This is a genomic window from Granulicatella sp. HMSC30F09 (assembly GCF_001806915.1).
Taxonomy (GTDB): Bacteria; Bacillota; Bacilli; order Lactobacillales; family Aerococcaceae; genus Granulicatella; species Granulicatella adiacens.
In genome coordinates this window covers 11818-33259 of the sequence record NZ_KV786404.1, presented here as the reverse complement: position 1 = coordinate 33259, position 21442 = coordinate 11818, and the positions used below count along the sequence as shown (strand labels likewise).

At 39.1% G+C, this 21442-nt stretch carries 24 protein-coding genes; all 24 read right to left on the bottom strand.

Annotated elements, in window-relative coordinates:
* Nucleotides 1-109: 109 nt before the first annotated feature.
* The 24 genes from hflX to HMPREF3103_RS00055 all read right to left on the bottom strand — a co-directional run bounded on the left by hflX (nt 110) and on the right by HMPREF3103_RS00055 (nt 21222).
* Nucleotides 110-1312: a GTPase HflX gene (gene hflX, locus HMPREF3103_RS00170; protein ID WP_070436690.1), complete on the bottom strand. Its 1203-nt coding sequence runs from the start codon at nt 1310-1312 to the stop codon at nt 110-112.
* A gap of 1 nt (nt 1313) precedes the next feature.
* A complete protein-coding gene (miaA, locus tag HMPREF3103_RS00165; protein ID WP_070436688.1) occupies nt 1314-2255 on the bottom strand; it encodes a tRNA (adenosine(37)-N6)-dimethylallyltransferase MiaA in 942 nt (313 codons plus the stop codon).
* A complete protein-coding gene (locus HMPREF3103_RS00160; protein WP_070436686.1) occupies nt 2245-2973 on the bottom strand; it encodes a glycerophosphodiester phosphodiesterase in 729 nt (242 codons plus the stop codon). Before HMPREF3103_RS00160 ends, miaA begins: the two co-directional genes overlap by 11 nt.
* The gene (gene recN, locus HMPREF3103_RS00155; protein WP_083278669.1) at nt 2970-4691 is read right to left on the bottom strand and encodes a DNA repair protein RecN; all 1722 of its coding nucleotides are present in this window, start codon (nt 4689-4691) and stop codon (nt 2970-2972) included. Before recN ends, HMPREF3103_RS00160 begins: the two co-directional genes overlap by 4 nt.
* A 3-nt stretch (nt 4692-4694) precedes the next feature.
* Nucleotides 4695-5510 carry a TlyA family RNA methyltransferase gene (locus HMPREF3103_RS00150; protein WP_070436682.1) on the bottom strand — a complete coding sequence of 272 codons (816 nt, stop codon included), beginning with the start codon at nt 5508-5510 and terminating at the stop codon, nt 4695-4697.
* 9 nt (nt 5511-5519) lie between these two features.
* Nucleotides 5520-6398 carry a polyprenyl synthetase family protein gene (locus tag HMPREF3103_RS00145; RefSeq protein ID WP_246826932.1) on the bottom strand — a complete coding sequence of 293 codons (879 nt, stop codon included), beginning with the start codon at nt 6396-6398 and terminating at the stop codon, nt 5520-5522.
* A 4-nt stretch (nt 6399-6402) separates the two neighbouring features.
* Complete coding sequence (gene xseB, locus HMPREF3103_RS00140) at nt 6403-6615, bottom strand: exodeoxyribonuclease VII small subunit (protein WP_005605298.1); 213 nt, start codon at nt 6613-6615, stop codon at nt 6403-6405.
* On the bottom strand, nt 6615-7949 hold the full coding sequence (gene xseA, locus HMPREF3103_RS00135; protein WP_070436679.1) for an exodeoxyribonuclease VII large subunit: 1335 nt from the start codon (nt 7947-7949) through the stop codon (nt 6615-6617). Before xseA ends, xseB begins: the two co-directional genes overlap by 1 nt.
* Before the next feature lie 3 nt (nt 7950-7952).
* Complete coding sequence (folD, locus tag HMPREF3103_RS00130) at nt 7953-8801, bottom strand: bifunctional methylenetetrahydrofolate dehydrogenase/methenyltetrahydrofolate cyclohydrolase FolD (protein ID WP_070436676.1); 849 nt, start codon at nt 8799-8801, stop codon at nt 7953-7955.
* Nucleotides 8802-9493: 692 nt separating this feature from the next.
* Nucleotides 9494-9955, bottom strand: coding sequence for a transcription antitermination factor NusB (gene nusB / locus HMPREF3103_RS00125; protein ID WP_049554618.1), 462 nt, complete (start codon nt 9953-9955; stop codon nt 9494-9496).
* Complete coding sequence (locus HMPREF3103_RS00120; RefSeq protein WP_070436674.1) at nt 9955-10344, bottom strand: Asp23/Gls24 family envelope stress response protein; 390 nt, start codon at nt 10342-10344, stop codon at nt 9955-9957. The genes nusB and HMPREF3103_RS00120 overlap by 1 nt, the downstream gene beginning before the upstream one ends.
* Before the next feature lie 100 nt (nt 10345-10444).
* Nucleotides 10445-11506, bottom strand: coding sequence for a M24 family metallopeptidase (locus HMPREF3103_RS00115; protein WP_070436671.1), 1062 nt, complete (start codon nt 11504-11506; stop codon nt 10445-10447).
* A gap of 86 nt (nt 11507-11592) precedes the next feature.
* Nucleotides 11593-12360 (bottom strand): acetyl-CoA carboxylase carboxyl transferase subunit alpha, encoded by a 768-nt coding sequence (accA, locus tag HMPREF3103_RS00110; protein WP_070436669.1) that lies wholly within the window; start codon nt 12358-12360, stop codon nt 11593-11595.
* Complete coding sequence (gene accD / locus HMPREF3103_RS00105) at nt 12357-13217, bottom strand: acetyl-CoA carboxylase, carboxyltransferase subunit beta (protein WP_070436666.1); 861 nt, start codon at nt 13215-13217, stop codon at nt 12357-12359. Before accD ends, accA begins: the two co-directional genes overlap by 4 nt.
* Nucleotides 13218-13242: 25 nt before the next feature.
* The gene (locus HMPREF3103_RS00100; RefSeq protein WP_070436664.1) at nt 13243-14613 is read right to left on the bottom strand and encodes an acetyl-CoA carboxylase biotin carboxylase subunit; all 1371 of its coding nucleotides are present in this window, start codon (nt 14611-14613) and stop codon (nt 13243-13245) included.
* Between the two features lie 4 nt (nt 14614-14617).
* A complete protein-coding gene (fabZ, locus tag HMPREF3103_RS00095; protein WP_049554624.1) occupies nt 14618-15049 on the bottom strand; it encodes a 3-hydroxyacyl-ACP dehydratase FabZ in 432 nt (143 codons plus the stop codon).
* Nucleotides 15050-15073: 24 nt separating this feature from the next.
* Nucleotides 15074-15541, bottom strand: a complete 468-nt coding sequence (gene accB, locus HMPREF3103_RS00090; RefSeq protein ID WP_070436662.1) for an acetyl-CoA carboxylase biotin carboxyl carrier protein — start codon at nt 15539-15541, stop codon at nt 15074-15076.
* 3 nt (nt 15542-15544) lie between these two features.
* On the bottom strand, nt 15545-16780 hold the full coding sequence (fabF, locus tag HMPREF3103_RS00085) for a beta-ketoacyl-ACP synthase II (RefSeq protein ID WP_049554626.1): 1236 nt from the start codon (nt 16778-16780) through the stop codon (nt 15545-15547).
* A 20-nt stretch (nt 16781-16800) separates the two neighbouring features.
* Complete coding sequence (fabG, locus tag HMPREF3103_RS00080) at nt 16801-17532, bottom strand: 3-oxoacyl-[acyl-carrier-protein] reductase (protein ID WP_070436660.1); 732 nt, start codon at nt 17530-17532, stop codon at nt 16801-16803.
* Between the two features lie 4 nt (nt 17533-17536).
* Nucleotides 17537-18490, bottom strand: a complete 954-nt coding sequence (fabD, locus tag HMPREF3103_RS00075; RefSeq protein ID WP_070436658.1) for an ACP S-malonyltransferase — start codon at nt 18488-18490, stop codon at nt 17537-17539.
* An 81-nt stretch (nt 18491-18571) separates the two neighbouring features.
* Nucleotides 18572-19525: an enoyl-[acyl-carrier-protein] reductase FabK gene (fabK, locus tag HMPREF3103_RS00070; protein WP_039848752.1), complete on the bottom strand. Its 954-nt coding sequence runs from the start codon at nt 19523-19525 to the stop codon at nt 18572-18574.
* A gap of 22 nt (nt 19526-19547) precedes the next feature.
* Entirely contained in the window at nt 19548-19778 is a 231-nt protein-coding gene (locus HMPREF3103_RS00065) for an acyl carrier protein (protein WP_049554630.1), read from the bottom strand.
* A 26-nt stretch (nt 19779-19804) separates the two neighbouring features.
* Nucleotides 19805-20755, bottom strand: coding sequence for a beta-ketoacyl-ACP synthase III (locus HMPREF3103_RS00060; RefSeq protein ID WP_070436656.1), 951 nt, complete (start codon nt 20753-20755; stop codon nt 19805-19807).
* A 5-nt stretch (nt 20756-20760) separates the two neighbouring features.
* On the bottom strand, nt 20761-21222 hold the full coding sequence (locus HMPREF3103_RS00055) for a MarR family winged helix-turn-helix transcriptional regulator (protein WP_070436654.1): 462 nt from the start codon (nt 21220-21222) through the stop codon (nt 20761-20763).
* Nucleotides 21223-21442 lie beyond the last annotated feature (220 nt).

Genomic DNA, 21442 nt, shown 5'->3' with positions numbered 1-21442 from the left:
CTCCTGAAAAAATCCTTATCTTTAACATTATACGAGTTTTATGGTTGGATTACAAATGTACTCCACAATAAAACGGCTTGATTCATAAGTTCAAGCCGCTTTTTGCATATTATTTACGATAGCCTTTGACACAATATTGATTCTTTTCTTCGTCATAGTTTAATGACTCGACAAGAGTGCGTTGTTGCAGTTGATTCAACTCCTTCGTCTCCGTCACTTCCAACCATTCTTCATAGTAAGTCATTTGCGCTTTGACTTGTTCTTTTAAAAATGATTTTAATCGTTCCACATCTGCATCATTGACTGCAGAAATTTGAATCGATGGATAAAGGTTTGGTTGAAATTCTCCCTCAATCAAGTCTGTCTTATTGTAGACTGTTACCATCGGAATTTCTTGCATTTCTAAGTCATTTACTAAATCGATGACTGTTTTTTCATGTAATGAAAACTGTGTGTTTGACGCATCCACCACATGTACTAATAAATCGACATCCGCACTTTCTTCAAGCGTCGATTCAAAAGCATGAATCAATGTTGTTGGCAATTCTTGGATAAATCCTACCGTATCCGTTAAAGTCACTTCAAAATTCGGGAACAAGTCCACCTGTCTTGTTAGTGGATCAAGAGTCGCAAACAATTGATCCATTTGATAGGTTCCTGCCTGTGTTAATTGATTTAAAATCGTTGACTTCCCAGCATTCGTATATCCAATTAATCCAAGCTGGAATCCATTTGAACTCTTTCTCTTCTCCCGTGAACGTTCACGATGTTTCTTGATTTGTTCTAACTGTTCTTCGATATCTTGGATTTGCTTACGAATATAACGTCTATCAGTTTCTAAACGTGTTTCCCCTGGACCACGAGTACCAATTCCCCCACCTTGACGAGACAAGCCTTCACGTTGACCCGAAAGACGAGGTAGTAAGTAGTTTAATTGCGCGAGCTGTACTTGCAGCTTCCCTTCTTTAGAACGAGCACGCATAGCAAAAATATCTAAAATCAATTGCACTCGGTCAATGATACGACAGTTAATCGATTCATTGAGATTTTTCACCATCGAACCTGTGAGCGATTGATAGAATACAACAAGGTCCACTTCTAGTTCATCGACAAGATGGCTGATTTCTTCAACTTTTCCTTTTCCAACAAGGGTACGTCCACTAATCGACTCACGTTTTTGTGTCACAGTAGCAACTACTTCACCCATCGCTGTATCGACTAATTGCGCAAGCTCTTGGTTAGCATATGCGAAATCCTCATCCGTTTGCGTCGTTTGTACGCTTACGATTAATACGCGTTCTCTTTGTTCCATTCTATCCCTCCTCTACAAAAGCTGATAGTTCTTCTAATAGTTCTTCTTTATCTTTTGGACTCTCTAATAAATTCACCCAACGAATTTGCGGTAGTCGATTTCTAAACCACGTTAATTGACGTTTGGCATATCGCCTTGAATTTTGTTGAATGGTCGCAATAATCACCTCACGCGACTGTTCCCCTTCAAAATACGGAATCCATTCCTTATATCCAATTCCACTAACCGATTGGATATCTAGGTCTTTTGATTTTTCATATAAATCTCTTGCTTCTTCTTCAAGACCAGCCTCACTCATCAGTTCTACACGCAAATTGATGCGCTCATATAGAAGTGCTCTATCTGTATTTAACCCAATAATAAACGCATCATAGTGCGGCGTCTTTTGAATTTCTAGGCTTGAAAACTTCTTACCTGTCGCATGAATCACTTCTAGCGCACGAATCACGCGTCTAGGATTATTCACCGAAATCTTGGCAGCGGCTTCTGGATCTACGGCATTCAATTCATTCCAAAGTACTTCTGAACCTTTTTCTTCTAGCTCTTGTTCTTTTAATAAACGATAGTCCGGATCATTCGAACCCTCGCCACTATAATGAAATCCATATAATAGACCTTCGATATAGAGTCCTGTTCCACCAACGATAATCGGTAGTTTCCCACGACTCGTAATGTCTGCAATAGCTGTTTCTGCCTTCTCTTTAAAGTCACTTGCAGTAAAAGGTTCATCCCACTCACAAATATCTATTAGGTGGTGAGGAATACCTTCTTTTTCTTCCTCAGTAACTTTTGCAGTCCCAATATCAAGCTCCTTATAAACTTGAAGCGAATCTCCATTAATGATTTCCCCATTGAAGTGTTTGGCTAGTTCAATACTGAGAGCTGTTTTCCCTACCGCGGTTGGACCCACGATAATCATAATTTTTGGTAGCTTATCGCTCATAATTCTCCTTTAGTTGTAACGCCTTTTGCGGATAATCCGTAAAAATAGCTTCGATGTTTAGTTCAAAGCAACGGTTGATGTCTGTATCTTCATTCACTGTCCATACACGTAAAGGCAACTGATTCGTATTCCATTTAAGCGTCCATTCAAGCAACTTCAAATCAGGATGATACGATTCTTTTTCAAGCATAGCATCACCTTTATTTGCCCACTCAACTGACTCAAAGAGAAGTCCTATTTCTTGATTTGGCTTCATCTTTTTGAGCTCAACTAGTGTATATGGATTAAAGCTAGAATAGACAATTGCAAATGGCCAAGATTCGGTAACTTGGAGCGCGAGACATTTCTCAACAAGTCCTTCATATTGAATAATATCTGTTTTTAGCTCGATATTTAATTGTCCGTTAAAGTTCAATTCTTTTAATAAGTGAAGTACTTCGTCTAGCGTTGGAATCTTCTCACCTGCAAAATCGTTCTTAAACCAACTTCCTGCATCCATTGCTTTAATTTCTGCTAGCGTTAAGTTTCTGATTTCACCAGTACCATTGGTTGTACGGTCAACCGTTTCATCGTGAACCACGACTAACTGTCCATCCTTTGTTAAATGGACATCAAGTTCAATGCCGTCACTACCGACAAGTACCGCTTCTCTAAAAGATGCGAGTGTGTTTTCTGGATGCGTTCCTTTACTCCCTCTATGTGCAAAGATTTTTGTCATTTGCGTTCACCTTCTGCTCGTGTATCATTTTCTTGTTTAATCGCGTTTGAAATTTGTAATAATTCTTTTGCATTTTCAAGTGTTAATGCGGTAATCGTTGTACCTGAAAGCATACGTGCGATTTCTTCGGTACGTTCTGTTTCGTTCATCACTTTTAGAATCGTATGCGTCCGCTCTCCCTCTTCAACTTTCTCAATGTGAATATGTGTATCCGCCATACTTGCCACTTGAGGTAAATGCGTAATACTCAACACTTGTGCGTATTCTGAAATGTAGTGCATTTTCGAAGCAATCGACTGCGCCACACGTCCGCTGACACCTGTATCCACTTCGTCAAAAATAATTGTTCCAACAAGTTGTTCTTTCGTGAAGATGGATTTCATCGCTAAGGTAATACGAGATAACTCCCCACCAGAGACAATCTTGCTAAGAGGTTTCAAGGGTTCCCCTTTATTCGTTGAAATGTAAAACTCAACGATGTCAATCCCGGTTTCCAGTAAGGCTTCAGTTGTCTCAAATTGAATGGCAAATTGCGCATTCTCCATGTAGAGACCGTGCAATTCGCTCACAATATCTGCTTCTAAGCGTTTTGCCACTTCACGACGAATAATTGAAATCTTCTCTGCAATCGCAAAGGCTTCAAGAGTGGCCTGCTTCAACACTTTTTCAGTTTCAGCGATTAAAGTCTCTTTATTTTCAATCTTATTCAAAGCGTCTCTTGCTTTATCTTGGAAGGCTAGAATCTCTTCTGCATCATCCCCATATTTTCGTTTTAATTGATAGTAAACATCAAGACGCTCTTCAATAAAAGCAAGGCGTTCTTCATCAAATTCGGCATTTTCGATTTCATGACGAATCGCACTTGCAGCATCTTGCAGTTGATAGTAAGCCTCGCTCATTTGCGTAGAAAGTGTCTTAAAGCTTGTTGAAATTGACTCTAAGCTTTCCACTTCACGAGTAGCTTCTCCGATGGCATCAACGCTTGAATATTCTTCACCTTCAAGAGCAGCAAGAGCTGTCTGAAGAGCCGTTTGGATTTTTTGGAAATGCGTAAAGTATTCTTTTTCTTCGCTTAACTGCTCTTCTTCACCCACATAAATATTGGCTTCTTCGATTTCTTGAAGCTGAAATTTCAATAGATCCACGCGCTGTGCATCTTCTTTTTCTGCTGTCTGTAGAGCTCTTAGTTCTTGTTTAGCTGTTACGACTTTTGCATAAGCTTCATCGTACTCTACCAACAATGTGCCCATTTGATGGTGTGCGAATTCATCTAATAGCCCTAAGTGTTTTTCTTCGTTTAATAATAAGAAATGCTCATTTTGGCCATGAATATCGATTAAGTAAGGTCCGATTTGTTTGAGGAGCGCAACAGTCGCTAACTGACCATTAATGCGACAGTTTGATTTTCCATTTTGCAATAATTCACGTTGAATCATTAATTCATCTTCAACGACTTCAACCCCGAATTCTTGCAGCTTTTCAACAACAGCTGGATCCTCAATTCGGAATACCCCTTGAATCAAGGATTTTTCTTCACCATAACGAATCATTTCAAGCGATGCACGTTCACCAATTAATAGGCCCACCGCATCAATAATAATCGATTTCCCAGCGCCCGTTTCCCCGGTTAAAACCGTCATCCCTTTTTCAAACGTACACTGAACTTCTTCGATAATGGCAAAATTCTTAATATAAATCTCTTGAATCAAGTTCGTCACCCTTTACTTTTTTAATCGTTGCGCTTCTTTAACCGTCTCACGCGCGAGTTCTTCAAATGAACGAACCTCATTTGGAGCCGTATTTCTTAAATGCGCTAAAAATTCAATATTTCCACTTCCACCAGTGATTGGTGAATACGTTACTTTTTCTACAGTAAATCCGATTTGTTCACTGAAGCTCAAGATATCTTCTAATACATCCTCATGGACTTGTGGATCGCTGACAATTCCTTTTTTCCCAATGCGTTCACGACCTGCTTCGAATTGTGGTTTAATCAATACAAGCACGTCGCCGCCTTCTTTTAGAATTGGTTTTAATGGCGGTAAAATCAGTTTCAATGAGATAAATGATACGTCAATGGATGCCACATCTGGTTGCCCTTTTGTGAAATCATCTGGTGTTGCGAAACGGAAATTCATACGTTCCATAACAACGACACGTTCATCTTGGCGAAGTTTATAATCTAATTGGTTATACCCCACATCGAGCGCATAACTTTGTTTGGCGCCATTTTGTAAGGCCGCATCTGTAAAACCACCCGTAGAAGCCCCGATATCTAATAAAATCTTTCCATCGACACTGACATCAAATTCTTTTAAGGCTTTTTCTAATTTCAAGCCGCCACGAGAGACATATTTTAACGGTTCGCCTTTAATCATCAATGAACTCGTCACAGGAATTTTTTCCCCCGGTTTATCGTATCGGTTATGATTCACCGCATCCACAATCTGTCCTGCCATAACAAGACGTTTTGCTTTTTCTCTGGAATCCGTCAGTCCTTGTTGGACAACCAAAATATCCACACGTTCTTTTTCCATTAGTTACTCCTATATTTCTAAATACGTTAAAAATTCAATGAGAAGAGCCTTTGTTTGTTGGGTTTCAGGCGTTAATGCCACTTTATGCAATGAAAGCTTACAAGACTCAATTTCGCTTGCTAAGGCATCTTTTGCACCTTTTACACCCAAGAGACTCGGATATGTATTTTTACTTAGTTCTGAGTCCTTCCCTGTTTCTTTACCCGTTTGTTCACTTGTCCAGCATACATCTTGTAAGTCATTTTGAATTTGGAATGCTAGACCAAAGTGAGTTGCATAAGAGACAAAAGCTTCTTTCTGAGTTTCATCAGATACAAAAAGATTCCCAAGACGAACAGCAGCTAATAACAATTCTCCTGTTTTCTCACGATGGATTTCTTTCATTTGCTCGAGCGTAATCGTCACTTCTTCACTAGCGATATCTTTCATTTGGCCAGAAATCATGCCACTCATACCAGAAGCTGTCGATAAAATCTTCACTGCTTCAACTAATTGACGAGCTTCCAAGTTAGCATTTGCAGCCACTTCGAATGCTAATGTCAGTAATGCATCCCCAGCTAAAATCGCAGTGGCTTCGTCAAACGCTTTATGCACAGTTGGACGACCGCGACGCATGTCATCATCGTCCATTCCCGGTAAGTCATCATGAATAAGGGAATACGTATGAATCATCTCTAAGGCACATGCTAAGTCTAACGCGGCTTTATTTGTCGATGTTCCAACAGAAGCAACCGCAAGCGTTAAGAGCGGTCTAATGCGTTTCCCACCCGACTGTACCGCATAAAGCATAGCTTCTTTCAAGCGAGCTTCTGTTGGTCTTTCTTCAATAAGCTTTGTTAAGTGATTGGCTACGTCTTGTTGAAGTTGTTGAATGACAGACTTCACCATAGGATTATGCCTCTTTTCCTTCTGCATTCACTGTAATCATTGCTCGAACAGTTTCTTCTGCTTTTGTTAATGTTTCATTACAAAATTGGCTAAGTTCCATTCCTTCTTTAAATTTATCTAATGCTTCATCAAGTGGAACATTTCCACTTTCTAATTGTCTTACGATTTGTTCTAATGCAGACATTGCTTCTTCAAATTTTAATGTTTTCTTCGCCATTATAAACTCTCCTTGTTCTTTTCATTAACGGTCGCATTTACAAGACCATCACTTAAACGAATCTCTATTTCTTCATTATTTACAATTTGTTCTACCGAATTTACGATTGTTCCATTTTTAAACACAATACCGTATCCTCGTGTCATAATTTTTAATGGACTAAGTAAATCCAATTTCTCTACTAGTTGTTGGAACCTAATTTGCTTATCCTGCAAGTAGTTTTGATTACTATCAAGTAATTGCTTTTGTAACCATTCAAGTTTTTGCTTTTGTTGAATTAACAATTGTTCTGGTGAAACTAATTGTAGACGGTGAGTAAATTGCATCGATTGTTGTTTTGCCAGATGAAGTCTTTGTTGCATCCCTTGCATCAACTTCAATCGCAATTGATCCACTTGCTGTGCATACACTTCATACATGCGTTCTGGTTTTACAAAAATACCAGACTTTTCTAGTTTACTTAATAACTCTTTACGAGTGTTCAATTGGTTGAGCATCGTTGTTTGCAAACGACCCGTTAAGTTTCCAAGTGTTAGATGAATATCATTGAGTACCGGCGTTGCGAGCTCTGCTGCGGCAGTCGGTGTAGCTGCACGTTGGTCCGCGGCAAAGTCCGTTAAGGTCGTATCTGTTTCATGCCCCACACTCGAGATAATCGGTAGTGAGAATGAAGCAACACGTCTAACAACAGGTTCCTCATTAAACGCCCATAAGTCTTCAATGGAACCACCACCACGACCAATGATAACCACATCGGCATCCGACTGTTCTACTAAGTCCAAATTTTTAAGAATACTTGGAACGGCATGAACTCCTTGTACCACGGTTGGATATAACACGAGCTGTGCGATTGGAAAACGTCGAGCTACCGTTGTTTGAATATCTCGAATAACAGCACCTGTATCACTCGTTAAAATCGCAATTTTCTTTGGAAATACAGGAATTGGTTTCTTCGGTCCAGAGAATACTCCTTCTTCAGTTAATTTTTTCTTCAACTGTTCATAGGCTTGATAAAGAGCGCCTACCCCATCTGGTTCCATGTGCTCAATAATCATTTGATATTTACCAGATTTCTCATAGACCGTAACACGACCAATCACAAGAACTTTCATTCCTTCTTCGGGTTGGAATTTAATTTTCTTATAGGCGCCTTGGAACATGGTTGCAGCGATAATCGCATTTTCATCCTTCAAGTTGAAATACTTATGCACACTATTTTTATTAAAGTTCGAAATTTCTCCCGTCAAATAAACACGGTCTAAGTGCGGATCACGGTCAAATTTAGTTTTAATATACTTCGTCAACGCGGTGACGGTTAAGTATTCTTGTTCCATGTCCTACTCCTTCTTACTTTTTGCATTTTTTACGGTTTGGGCTAGTAACATCGCAATGGTCATTGGACCTACTCCGCCAGGTACTGGTGTAATCGCACTTGTGAGTGGCGCTACTTCTTCAAAGTCAACGTCTCCGCAGAGTTTTCCTGCTTCATTACGATTAATCCCAACATCAATCACAACAGCGCCTTCTTTTACGAAGTCTTTTGTAATAAGTCCTGCTTTTCCTACTGCGCTAATGAGAATATCAGCGCGTTTTGCCACTTGCGCTAAATCTTTTGTACGGCTATGACAAACCGTAACTGTTGCTCCATGATTCAATCCTAAAAGTGCCATTGGCCGTCCCACAATTGTACTTTGACCAATGATAACCATCTCTTTTCCAATAAGGTCAATATTGTATTCTTTGAAGAATTCCATAATTCCTTGTGGAGTACATGGGACAATCGATTCATCTTTTTGAAGTAACTTTCCTAAGTTTACTGGGTGAAAACCGTCGACGTCTTTTTCAGGAACGATTGCTTCTAAGACTGCATCTGTATCGATATGTTTTGGCAAGGGTAATTGCACCAAAATCCCATGAACGCTAACATCATGGTTGAGTATATTCACGTATTCTAATAACTCTTCTTGTGTCGTTTCTTCACTGAGGCGAATCACGTTTGAATGAATGCCTACTTCAGTAGCAGCGCGTTCTTTATTGCGCACGTATACTTGGCTAGCTGGGTCTTCTCCAACAAGAATAACCGTTAGCGAAGAGATCACTCCACTACTAGAAAGCTGTTGTACTTCCTGTTTTAGTTCTTCTCTTATTTTTCCAGCTAATGCTTTCCCATCTAGAATTTGCGTCATAGAAGTCTCCTTTTTCTTAAAATAATGTTGTTAAATTGATAAAAATAAAATATGTATAGTGAAATTAACAAATGCGTGAATTATCATATATGATAATTTTTTAGTGCATTCAATGGGGTGTGACATGACTTAGGCGCAGTGGTTTATTGACTTTCTTTTCATCACTCGTGATTCAAGAAAGTCTAATAAACTGTGCGAACGAAAGACTACGAAGCAGAATATTCTCGCACTGTGAGAATATTCTTTGCTTCTGTCTTTCTGCTTCACATCCTGTTTTTAGTTGAGCTCGAAAAGGCATAGGCTCAAGCCTTTCGAGTTTAGTCCGCACGGTCTTCCAGACCGCTTACGGCTAACCTGCGAACCGTCATCGCCTATAAGCGCCTTTTCTCGCATCCTGTAGTTGAGTTCGGCTTCGCAGAAATCGCGTCCACTTCCCAAACCATACGCACATCGTCTTTAACGATGCTTGCGTTGGTTTGGTCCAGTGGTCGATTTCTTACCGCGAAGACTCACATCCTATTTTTAGTCGAGCTCGCAATCGCAGAAATGGCGTTCGTTTCCCGAAACATCCGCGGAACGTTTCACATTCCTTCCGGTGTTCCGGTCCAACATTCCATTTCTGGCCGTGATTGCTCACATCCTTTAAAAAAGAGTCTGAAACGTTTGCTTCAGACTCTTCGTGTAGTAGAATCTTACCCATTTACAAAGTTTGATAAGATACCATTAATAAATTTCGCTGATTTTTCATCACTGTAAGTTTTGGCAATTTCAATTGCTTCGTTTAACGCTACAGTTTGTGGAACTTCTAATTCTGGAGAAGTCATCTCAAAGATTGCAACTCGCATGATGATCAAGTCTAAACGTACAATACGATTTAATTTCCATCTCTTAGAGTGTTTTTCAATTAATCCATCAATCTTTTCGAGATTATTTTGTACTCCTCTTACTAATGCTATGCTGTAAGTAATTTCCGGAACTTCGTTTAATAAATCTTCTTCCGTAATTGCATCGCTAGAATAAGGTGAATCTTCTGAGCATTCCAACGCAAGACTGAGCGCATCCACAATGTGCATTTCTGGAGTCATATCTAATTGATATAATGCTTGAATTGCCAACACACGTAGTGCTCGTCTTTTTAATGGTTTACGACTCACTATTCATCCCCCAATTCAAATAATTCAGTTTCTTCTTGTTTCACAGGTAAAATCTCATGAACATGAACATTTACTTGTGAAATAACGAGTTCACAACTGAATAGCAATTGTTCTTTAATTTTGTTTTGTAATAATAATGCTATTTTAGGAATAGAAACCCCATAGTCTACGTTTCCGTAAATATCGATCACAAAGGCTCCATTTTCCTCTGTTAAGTATGCCCCTTTAGATAGTTCTTTCCCACCAAAAATGGTATTTAATAAACCAGGAACAGGATAAAATCCTTTTACTTGTGCAGCTACAATCCCTGCAATACTTTCGATTACTTCAGGTGCAATTTCAATTGCTCCTAGTTCTTTATCTTTAGAATATTTCTTCATTTGTTCCATTTTGTAACCTCCTTTTTTACTAGAAAATTACTCTTTAAAAGATTTTCTCAGTCTCATTTAGTTTACCATGAAACAGGTATTCTAACAACTACAGTCCATTTTAAAGGATGATTAACTCACGAGGAACTTGTTGAATAACTTCGCCACCAGTTTCATTAATAATAATGTCATCTTCAATACGTACACCACCCACACCTGGAAGATAAATTCCGGGTTCATTTGTAATCACATTTCCTGGTACAAATGCTTGTGTTGCAATACGAGAAACATTTGGTGCTTCGTGGATTTCAAGACCGATACCATGTCCTGTTGAATGAGTGAAGTATTCTCCATAGCCACGGCTAGAAATGTAATCACGAGCAATCTTGTCTAATTCTACACCTGTTTTACCAGGACCTGCTGCTTCGCTTACTTTTAATTGAGCTTGTAAGACAACATTGTGAATTTCTTTTAATTGGTCGATAGGTTCGCCTACTGCAATGGTTCTAGTCATATCTGACACATACCCATTGTAATAGCAACCAAAGTCTAGTGTTACAAGGTCACCTTTTTCAATCACTTTTGCACTCGCAACTCCGTGAGGCATTGAAGAACGAACTCCACTTGCAATAATCGTATCAAATGAAACTCCAGTCGCACCTAGTCCTCTCATATAGAAATCTAATTCATTTGCCACTTGGATTTCAGTTACTCCTGGTTTGATGAAATCTAAAATGTGTAAAAATGCAGCATCTGAAATACGACATGCTTCACGAATCGTTTGGATTTCCCCAGCGTCTTTCACTTCACGAATTTTTTCGACAATGTTTTGTGTTGGAATCAATGCCGTATCAAATGCATCTTCAAAAATTTCTAATTGAGAAACTGAAACATGGTCTGCTTCAAACCCAACAAATTTTAAGTCGTTTTCGCGAATGATTTTTTCAAATGCTGGAACCCAACCTGTTTTGTGTTCAATCACATGAAATCCTTTTGCTTGTTGTTGAGCTTGTTGTGTGTAACGAGCATCGGTAACAAAATAAGCATCTGTTAATGTGATTAATGCAAACCCAGTTGTTCCAGTAAAGTTGGCTAAATAACGTAAATTGTATGGACTATAAACAATGAATCCATCAATTTCTTGTTCTTTCATGGAATTTCTTACTTTTTCTAAACGTGTCATAAACAATCCCTCCAATGAAAATGGTAACTTTAGTATAACAAAAAAGAGCCTAACAACAAAGTCAGGCTCCTTGATTTTACTCATTTTTAATACTGATTAAATCGTTCTAATCGACGAGATACAATCTCCTCTTTCGATTTTTTCATCCAAAAATCTAATTGCACTTTTAATTGCTCACGTAATTCTGATGCAATTTGTTCATTAGATTTTTTCTTCTCAAAAATCACTCGGTCAACAATTTTTTGATCTAATAAATCCTGACAAGTAAATTTCATGAGTTCAGCAGCTTGGGCAGCTTTCGATCCATCTTTCCACAAAATAGATGCAAATCCTTCAGGAGAAAGAATAGAATACATCGCGTACTCCATCATCCAAACTTCATTAGCGACTGCCAACCCTAAGGCTCCACCACTACCACCTTCACCACAGAGAATGGCAATAATAGGAACTTTGAGATGACTCATAATACGAAGATTATTCGCGATAGCTTCTCCGATTCCACGTTCTTCTGCAGTAGCCCCACAAAAAGCACCCGCTGTATTAATAAAGGTAACAATTGGACGATTAAACTTCTCCGCTTGCTTCATCAATCGTGCACTTTTTCGGTATCCTTCTGGATGCACTTGGCCAAAATTCGTTTTGAGATTTTCTTGAAGAGTATGCCCTTTTTCCATCCCAATAACGGTAACAGGAGTTCCATTTAAGGTAGCAATCCCACCTACTAAAGCTTTATCATCTGCATAATAACGATCTCCATGTAATTCAATGAAATCGTCAAATACAGCTTTAATCCATTCTTTTGTCGTTGGACGATTCACGTCACGCGCCAACGAAACAATTTTCATCGGTTTCATGCATTTGACTCCTTTCTATGAAGTACAAGAAGTTTATGAATTGTTTTTTTCATCTCTTTACGATGAATCACTGCATCAATAAAACCTTGCTCTAGAACGGTTTCCGCTGTTTGGAAATCATCAGGAAGTTGTTGATTCATTGTTTGTTCAATAACTCGCTTCCCTGCAAATCCTACGATGGCTTTAGGTTCAGCAAGTATAATGTCTCCTTGCATCGCAAAGCTAGCTGTTACACCACCAGTTGTCGGATCCGTTAATACGGTTAAATAAAATAAACCAGCTTGATGATGTTCTTCAACCGCCCCAGAAATTTTAGCCATTTGCATCAGAGAAAAAATTCCTTCTTGCATTCGAGCTCCCCCAGAAGCAGTAAAAATAACTACTGGTAATTGGCGTTTGATTCCTTCCTGAAAAGCCTTGGTGATTTTTTCACCAACAACTTGTCCCATTGAACCCATCATAAAAAATGAATTCATGACACAGCAAATGAAGCTCTCTTCTCCGATGGTAGCAATCCCAACAGTAACAGCTTCATTTTCTTTAGCAACCTTTGCTGCTTTTTCTAATTTCGCTTCGTACCCTGGGAAGGCGACATTCGCTTTTGGTTTTTCATCTTCAAAAAGTTCTTCGAATCTGTCAACTGTAATTGCTAAACGTTCTGCAGCACTAATTCTAAAATGTCCATCACAATTTGGACAAACTTTAAGCGCTCCTAAATCTTCTTTGTAGACGGTCTTACCACAACCAGGACATTTAATCCATTTTCCATCTGGTACAGTAGGTAACTCAGACTGCTCAGACAAGTCTACTTTTATACGATTGATGGTGATATACGATCGTCTTTTAAACAGACCCATCTAATCACTCCTTTACTAAATCATTCTAATTTTCTTTAGGCTGATTCCAATGTTTCAAAAATTCCGATTCAACATAAGCGGTTGTATAATCACCGCGTTTGAATGCTGAAGAATCTAGTAAATCTTCCACAAATTCCTGGTTGGTATCTACACCTTCTACTACTAATTCAAATAACATGCGTTTCATTCTTAGAATCGCTTCTTCTCGTGTCTTACCATGTGCAATCAACTTCGTTAACATCGAATCATAGAAAGGTGGAATTTGATAGCCAGTGTATAGAGCAGATTCAATACGAACGCCCATTCCCCCAACAGGTTGATGGAGAAAAGTTACCTTTCCTGGAGAAGGTCGGAACCCTTCAAACGGATTTTCAGCATTTAAACGACACTCAATGGCATGTCCTGAAAAAGAGATATCCTCCTGGGTAAACGGAAGCTCTTCTCCGGCAGCAATTTTGATTTGCTGTTGGACTAAATCCACATTCGTAATCATTTCTGTAATAGGATGTTCCACTTGAATTCGGGTATTCATTTCCATGAAATAGAAGTGTTTGTCCTCATCTACAAGAAACTCGATGGTACCTGCATTTTGATACCCTACTGCTTTAGCGGCTCGAACAGCTGCTTCACCCATATCTCTTCTAAGTTGAGTAGAAAGAGAAGGACTTGGAGCTTCTTCAATGATTTTTTGATTTTTTCTTTGAAGTGAGCAATCACGCTCGCCAAGATGGACCACATTTCCATGTTGATCCGCTAAGATTTGTATTTCAATATGTTTTGCAGGATAAATGATTCTTTCCATGTACACATCTGCATTACCAAAGGCTTGTAAGGCTTCTTGTCGAGCTGTGACAAATTGATGTTCAAATTCTTCCACAGACTCCACACGACGGATTCCTTTTCCTCCACCACCTGCGACAGCTTTGATTAACAGAGGGAATCCAATTCGCTTAGCCAGTTCAATTCCTTCTTCTACAGTTGGCACTACATCATCGCTTCCTGGGATAACTGGAACATTTGCTGCAATCATCTGTTTACGTGCTTCTGCTTTATCTCCCATTTGAGAAATAACTTCACTAGAAGGTCCGATGAAAGTTATTTGACATTCTGCACACATTTTAGCAAATTTTGCATTTTCAGATAAAAATCCAAATCCAGGATGGATTGCTTGTGCGCCAGTAGTTACAGCTGCACTTAAAATATTCTCTACGTTTAAGTAAGAATCTTTTGAAGCAGCTGGGCCAATACAGACAGCGTGGTCCGCTAATTGTACATGAAGAGCATCTTTATCCGCTTGGGAATAGACTGCTACCGATTCAATTCCTAACTCACGACAAGCTCGAATAATACGGCAAGCAATCTCTCCACGGTTTGCGATTAGTACTCTATTAAACATAGGCTTAACGTCCAATAATAAAGGTTAATTCAGCTTCTGCGACTTTCTTACCATCGACATAAGCAACGCCTTTACCGATTCCTGCATATTCTTTCAATTTAACGATATCCACTTGAAGTGTTAACACATCCCCTGGAGTTACTTTTTGACGGAATTTAACATTGTTTAATCCGCCTAAGTAAGCTGTTTTTCCTTTAAAAGAATCTAATTTCAATAATGGAATTGATCCAGCTTGTGCTAATGCTTCAACGATTAACACACCAGGCATTACAGGCTCACCAGGGAAATGTCCTTGGAAGAAGCTTTCGTTAAATGTCACGTTTTTACGTGCTACAACGTGTTCACCTGGTACTAATTCATCAACACGGTCAATATATAAAATTGGGTAACGGTTAGGAATTAACTCAGCTACGTCAGTTACAGTCATAATGTTCATCTTTATTTCCTCCTAAAATTGGGTTTAGCGAATCGCAAATAATTTTTGTCCGAAATCAACCATTTGGCCGTTTTCTACAAGGACTTCCACCACTTCACCGTTGAAGTCGCTCTTAATTTCATTCATGATTTTCATTGCTTCGACAATACATACAGTATCGTTTGAAGTGATCTGTTTACCCACTTGTACAAATGGATCTGCATCCGGTGAAGATTGTAAGTAAACTACCCCAACGATTGGGCTTGTAATGTATTTTGCATCTGTTGCGACTTGTGGTGTTTCTTGAGTTTCAGCAGAAGAAGGGACACTCACTGGTGCTGCTTCCACTGAACTAGCCACATTTGCAATGGGTGCAACAGCATTAGAAACGACTTGAGGGTATTCCTCACGTTTACTAAATTGCACTTCGAACTCTTCATTTGATAAATGAAACTCCGTCATGTTCGATTCATTGAACAAAGTCATTAGTTCTTTAATTTCTTCTACATTCATGTATTAATCCTTCCATTTCTTCACACAGATAACGGCATTATGTCCTCCGAAACCAAGTGAATTACTGATCGCTACTTCTACTTTCGTTGCAACACCAACATTTGGAGTTACATCTAAATCACAAGCTTCATCTTGCTCTGTAACATTAATCGTTGGTGGAATAAAATCTTCCTCAACAGCTTTCACGCATGCAATTGCTTCAATTGCTCCTGCAGCTCCTAATAAGTGACCAGTCATTGATTTTGTACTAGACACATGAACCTTATCCGCTGCTTCTTTTAATGCATAACGAATTGAAGTTGTTTCAGCTGAATCGTTCGCTGGAGTACCTGTTCCGTGAGCATTCACATAGTCTACTTCGCTTGGAGCTACTCCTGCTTCTTCAATGGCTTGTAGGATTGCTTTACCAGCACCGCTTCCGTCAGGATTTGGAGCTGTCATATGATAAGCATCTCCTGTAGCACCATATCCAACGACTTCTGCATAAATTTTAGCACCGCGTTTTTGTGCGTGTTCTAGGCTTTCAAGAACAAGAACCCCCGCTCCTTCACCCATTACGAATCCGCCACGCTTTTTGTCAAATGGTAACGAAGCTGCATTTGGATCTTCGCTGCTTGAAAGAGCCGTTAAAGCAGCAAATCCTGCAATTCCGATTTCACAGATAGAACCTTCAGCACCACCGGCTAAAATGACATCTGAGTAACCATGTTTAATGTTACGGAACGCTTCCCCAATGGCATGTGTTCCTGTCGCACAGGCTGTTACTAATGACGTACATACACCACGTGCACCAATCTTCATTGAGATGTTCCCTGCGACCATATTACCGATAGCCATTGGAACAAATAATGGAGCTACACGAGTTGGACCTTTATCATGCATTTTGATGATTTGGCTTTCCATTACGGTTAACCCACCGATACCAGAACCCACCATAACACCAAAACGGTCGTAGTCTGTATTTTCTGGAGTAATCCCACTATCTTCTACCGCTTGCATTGCTGCTGCAAGTCCGTATTGACAGAATAAATCCATTCGTTTTGCTTCTTTACGATCCATGTATTTTGTAGCATCGAAGTCTTTCACTTCAGCAGCCACATAAACATCTAGATCTTTTTTATCAAATTTTGTAATTGGAGCGATTCCGTTCTTGCCTTCTTTAAGGCCTTCCCAGAAGCTAGCTACATCATTTCCTAAAGGAGTGATTGCTCCCATTCCTGTAATTACTACTCGATTCATTGTTTTCCTCCTTTAAGAGATTACATGTATAATCCGCCGTTAACGTTTAACACTTGTCCTGTAACGTATTTTGTTTCCGCTAAGAACACACATGCTTCAGCAATGTCTTCTACTGTACCGAAACGACGTACTGGGATTTGTTTTTCCCACTCATTACGAATCTTTTCAGGTAATGCTTGTGTCATATCTGTATCGATGTATCCAGGAGCAATAGCATTTACTGTAATCCCACGAGAACCAATTTCTTTAGCAACAGATTTTGTTAAACCAATGATTCCGGCTTTACTTGCAGCATAGTTTGCTTGACCTGCATTCCCTGTAACCCCAACGATACTAGTAATGTTAATAATGCTTCCTGATTTTTGCTTTACGAAAACTGGAGTCGCAAAACGAATCATATTGAAGTATCCTTTTAAGTTAATATTCATTACATCGTCAAAATCAGATTCACTCATACGCATTAATAAACCATCACGCGTAATTCCAGCGTTATTGACTAACACGTCGATGCGTCCAAAACGCTCTTTTACTTCGTTAATAAAGCTTTCAGCTACGTCGAATTTCGAAACGTCACCAACATATGTCATTACTTCACCAGGATAAGCATCAAATTGAGCAAGTGTTTCTGCATCAATTTCACGAGTACCGTTTAAGACAACATTAGCGCCAAGTTTAGCGAATTCTAATGCGATTCCAAGACCAATCCCACGACGGCTACCTGTTACAATAACTGTTTTATCTTTAAATTTCATTTCGTTATCCTTTCAGTTCCTTTACTTTTTCAATGGTTTCTGTCATTGCTTTAAGGCTATCTGTTTGGAATAATTGAACAGAAGCACCTTTTGCTTTAGCAATTTGTTTCACCATTTGCGTCAATGTTTTTCCAGGACCTACTTCAATGAAGACATCTACACCATCTTGAAGCATCCACTCTACATTTTGTTTCCATTTCACGGCATTCGTAATTTGATCACAGAGAACGTCTTTTGAAGGTACGCCTTCATGCGGTGTGCCAAGCGTATTGCTTAATACAGGGCATTTACTTTCGTGTAACTCTGCCGCTTCCATTTCAGGAGCAAAACGAACTTTCGCCGCTTCCATTAATGGTGTATGGAAAGGACCAGATACTACTAGTGGCACAGCTTTTTTTGCGCCAGCTTCTAAACATTTTTCGCTTGCAATATCAACTGCATCTGCATGACCACCAATCACTAATTGTCCTGGTGTGTTGTAGTTTGACGGAACTACAAGGGATTCTGGTGTTGAAACTTCACGACAAATGTCTTCGATAACATTGTCTTCAAGACCTAGAACGGCAACCATTTTCCCTTCGCCTTCAACAACCGCTTCTTGCATATATTGACCGCGTTTAGCGACTAATTTTAAAGCATCCTTAAAATCAAGGACCCCGGCTTCAACAAGCGCTGAATATTCACCAAGAGATAAACCAGCCGTCACATCCGGTGTGATTCCTTCTTGTTCTAAGACGCTTGCTAATGCATGAGAAACCGTTAATAACAACGGTTGCGTATATTCTGTTTGGTTGATACGTGTAGCAGGCTCTTCTGAAATAATGTCAGTCACACAATATGGCAGAACGTTACTAGCCTCTTCAAAAACAGATTTAGCCACTTCGAAGTTCTCAGCAATCTCTAAGCCCATTTGTGCTTTTTGACTTCCTTGACCTGGGAATAAAAATGCGATTTTCATGAGTTTCCTCCTATTGCGCTGTAAAAAAATGGTGGAAATATGCTAAATAAGCATATTTCACCATTCCCTTTTTTCATTTAATTAAAAACGTGCAAGTTCTTTCTGGATGACTTCATGAGATTCGGCCATCAATTCTTGAATAATCTCTGAACAGCTTTGTTCTTTTGAGATTAAACCAGCAATTTGTCCGGCCATCATCGATCCCATTTGAGTATCCCCTTCCACTACGATTCTACGTAAAGCACCACGTCCGATTTCTTCTAAACGTTCGAAATCCGGATTTTCTTTACTAGTTTCCTCTTTTTCCGCTTGAAGATAAATCTTCGTTAATTTATTACGTAAAACTCGAACTGGATGACCTGTAATTTGTCCAGTAATAACAGTATCGATATCTTTTGCCTTTAAAACAGAAGCTTTAAAGTTGTCATGTGCAGTACACTCAGTAGAGACCAAAAATCTTGTTCCAAGTTGAACCGCATCAGCACCTAACATTAAAGCAGCTGCCATTCCGCGACCATCTCCGATACCACCTGCACCAATCACCGGTACACTCACTGCATCTACTACTTGAGGTAATAGAGCCATAGTTGTGGACTTACCTATGTGTCCACCGGCTTCCATTCCTTCTACTACAATAGCGTCTGCTCCTTCTTTTTCCATTCTTTTTGCTAAAGCAACCGAAGCTACTACTGGAATAACTGTGATACCAGCTTCTTTAAACTTCGCCATGTATTTGCCAGGACTACCAGCACCAGTACAAACCACTTTAACGCCAGCCTGACAGACAACATCCACTACTTCATCAACAAATGGACTTAATAGCATAATATTTACACCATAAGGTTTATCTGTTAAACGATTCATTTCTTCAATAAATCCTTTAACGACTTCGCCAGGAGCATGTCCGCATGCAACGATTCCTAAACCGCCAGCATTAGACACAGCACTTGCAAGCGCAGGATTTGCAACCCATGCCATTCCTCCTTGGATAATCGGATATTCAATTCCAATCATTTCGCAGATTCTTGATTTCATGTGTTACCATCCTTTTTTGTGATTATTTTTCAGCTAATTGTTTATCAACGTAGTTCACTAAGTCTTGAACTGTTTCTAGACCTTCTTCAGTATCGATTTTCACATCGAATTCATCTTCGATATCGTTGATGATTTGGAATAAATCTAAACTATCTGCGTCTAATTCATCTTTAAGACGAGTAGTTAATTGTACTTCTTCTTCCTCTTTACCTAATTGATCTACGATAATTGCTTGAATTTTTTCAAATGTCATTGTGTTTTCCTCCAATATTTTAAAAATTATAATGTGATTGTGATGCTTCCCCAGGCAAGGCCACCGCCAAAACCTGATAGAAGAATTTTTTTATGGTCTCCGATTTTCAATGTTCCATTTTCTACGAGTTCATTTAACAAAATCGGAATACTTGCAGCCGAAGTGTTTCCAACATGATCGATATTCATTGGGAATTTTTCGATCGGTTGTTTTAATTTCTTAGCCACTTGTTCGACTAAACGACGATTTGCTTGATGTAACAAGTACAAATCAATATCGTCAGCTGTATATCCAGCCTTTTGTAAAGTATCTTGGATATTGACTGGAACAGTTTTGCTGACTAATTCATAAACGCCTCGACCATCCATTGTCATGGTTGAAACTGTTTGATTTGTCATTCTTTTTCCAGCGACTAATGCCTCAGATTTCTGTCCATCATTTTGTAATGTTTCCGCCAAAAAAAATGGCTCTTCATCTTTTTGTAAAAGAACAGCTCCAGCACCATCTCCAAAGAGAATAGCCGTTGAGCGGTCTCCCCAATCGAGTGAACTGAGCATCGTTTCTGCTCCGATGACGATTCCGTATGTTCTTTGCCCATGTTCCAACATCTTTAGTCCAGTAGACAATGCATATACAAAACCACTACAAGCTGCACTCACATCGAACGCAAAAGCATTCGTTGCTCCGATAGCTCCTTGTACAAGAGACGCGCAAGAAGGACTTGCTGCATCAGGTGTCATCGTTGCTACAATGATAAATTCAATAGATTCAGGATTAATCTGACTCTTTTCAACTAAGCGTTTTGCGGCAATTGTTGCCAAATCACTTGTTGTCTGTTCTTTTGCCCAATATCGGGTTTTGATTCCTGTTCTCTTTACGATCCATTCATCAGAAGTATCTACTCGTTTCGCCCAGTCATCATTTGTGATCACGGACGTTGGGAGATAGGAACTTGTCGCTATCACTTGAACCCCCACAATGTCTACTTCCCTTCTTGATTTGCTAGTACAGCCTCGTGTAGGAAATCATATAAATTATGAAGTCCCTTTACAAGAACTGCCATTTCTTCAGCGTTCATTCCTTCAATTGTTTTTAAAACTAATTTTTCATGGAATTTACGATGAAGACGATAAAGTAAGCGACCTTTCTTGGTCAGACCTAAAATTACAATTCTTCGATCGGCTTCGCTCTTCAAACGAACTACATAGCCTTTTTTGACTAATGCATTAACTGCAACTGTTAGCGTCCCAACAGTAACATTCAATTTATTAGCGACTTCCGTTGTCGTATGTTCGCTATACATTCCAATCGCTTCAATGGCATGCATCTCTTTAATGGATAAATCATTAAATTGGCTTTGCGCCAGCGAAGATTCTTCAATGTCGAGCATTTGGTTAAAGACGTCCACCAAGTACCCGTTTATGGTCTCTAGAGTTGGTTCCATAAAAGATTTTCTCCTTTTGTTTGAATATCAAATCATTTGATGTTCAAAGTATATTATTTTTTACTTTGACTGTCAAACTATTTTTTGCAATTTATTTTGAATTTCAAACTATCTTCAAATTTATTAGTGCTTACATTATGATAACAACGGGATTTTAATTTTTTCATTTTCATAAAAATAACAATTTTGAAAGAATACGAATGTTTTGAAAACATATGAA

Coding starts and splice junctions, on each gene's coding strand:
- accD (WP_070436666.1), bottom strand. CDS start 13,217: ATGGGTCTGTTTAAAAGACGATCGTATATCACCATCAATCGTATAAAA.
- HMPREF3103_RS00145 (WP_246826932.1), bottom strand. CDS start 6,398: ATGGTGAAGTCTGTCATTCAACAACTTCAACAAGACGTAGCCAATCAC.
- fabG (WP_070436660.1), bottom strand. CDS start 17,532: ATGAAATTTAAAGATAAAACAGTTATTGTAACAGGTAGCCGTCGTGGG.
- miaA (WP_070436688.1), bottom strand. CDS start 2,255: ATGAGCGATAAGCTACCAAAAATTATGATTATCGTGGGTCCAACCGCG.
- folD (WP_070436676.1), bottom strand. CDS start 8,801: ATGACGCAAATTCTAGATGGGAAAGCATTAGCTGGAAAAATAAGAGAA.
- fabF (WP_049554626.1), bottom strand. CDS start 16,780: ATGAATCGAGTAGTAATTACAGGAATGGGAGCAATCACTCCTTTAGGA.
- HMPREF3103_RS00150 (WP_070436682.1), bottom strand. CDS start 5,510: ATGGAAAAAGAACGTGTGGATATTTTGGTTGTCCAACAAGGACTGACG.
- accA (WP_070436669.1), bottom strand. CDS start 12,360: ATGAAACCGATGAAAATTGTTTCGTTGGCGCGTGACGTGAATCGTCCA.
- HMPREF3103_RS00065 (WP_049554630.1), bottom strand. CDS start 19,778: ATGACATTTGAAAAAATTCAAGCAATTATCGTAGATCAATTAGGTAAA.
- HMPREF3103_RS00115 (WP_070436671.1), bottom strand. CDS start 11,506: ATGACACGTTTAGAAAAAGTAAGAAATTCCATGAAAGAACAAGAAATT.
- HMPREF3103_RS00120 (WP_070436674.1), bottom strand. CDS start 10,344: ATGGAACAAATGAAGAAATATTCTAAAGATAAAGAACTAGGAGCAATT.
- fabK (WP_039848752.1), bottom strand. CDS start 19,525: ATGAAATCAAGAATCTGCGAAATGATTGGAATTGAATATCCGATTATC.
- xseA (WP_070436679.1), bottom strand. CDS start 7,949: ATGGAACAAGAATACTTAACCGTCACCGCGTTGACGAAGTATATTAAA.
- fabZ (WP_049554624.1), bottom strand. CDS start 15,049: ATGAACATTATGACTGTAACTGACGTAGCTGAGTTAATTCCTAACCGT.
- HMPREF3103_RS00160 (WP_070436686.1), bottom strand. CDS start 2,973: ATGACAAAAATCTTTGCACATAGAGGGAGTAAAGGAACGCATCCAGAA.
- hflX (WP_070436690.1), bottom strand. CDS start 1,312: ATGGAACAAAGAGAACGCGTATTAATCGTAAGCGTACAAACGACGCAA.
- HMPREF3103_RS00055 (WP_070436654.1), bottom strand. CDS start 21,222: ATGGAACCAACTCTAGAGACCATAAACGGGTACTTGGTGGACGTCTTT.
- accB (WP_070436662.1), bottom strand. CDS start 15,541: ATGAATGTAGAAGAAATTAAAGAACTAATGACTTTGTTCAATGAATCG.
- fabD (WP_070436658.1), bottom strand. CDS start 18,490: ATGAAAATCGCATTTTTATTCCCAGGTCAAGGAAGTCAAAAAGCACAA.
- HMPREF3103_RS00100 (WP_070436664.1), bottom strand. CDS start 14,613: ATGTTTAATAGAGTACTAATCGCAAACCGTGGAGAGATTGCTTGCCGT.
- xseB (WP_005605298.1), bottom strand. CDS start 6,615: ATGGCGAAGAAAACATTAAAATTTGAAGAAGCAATGTCTGCATTAGAA.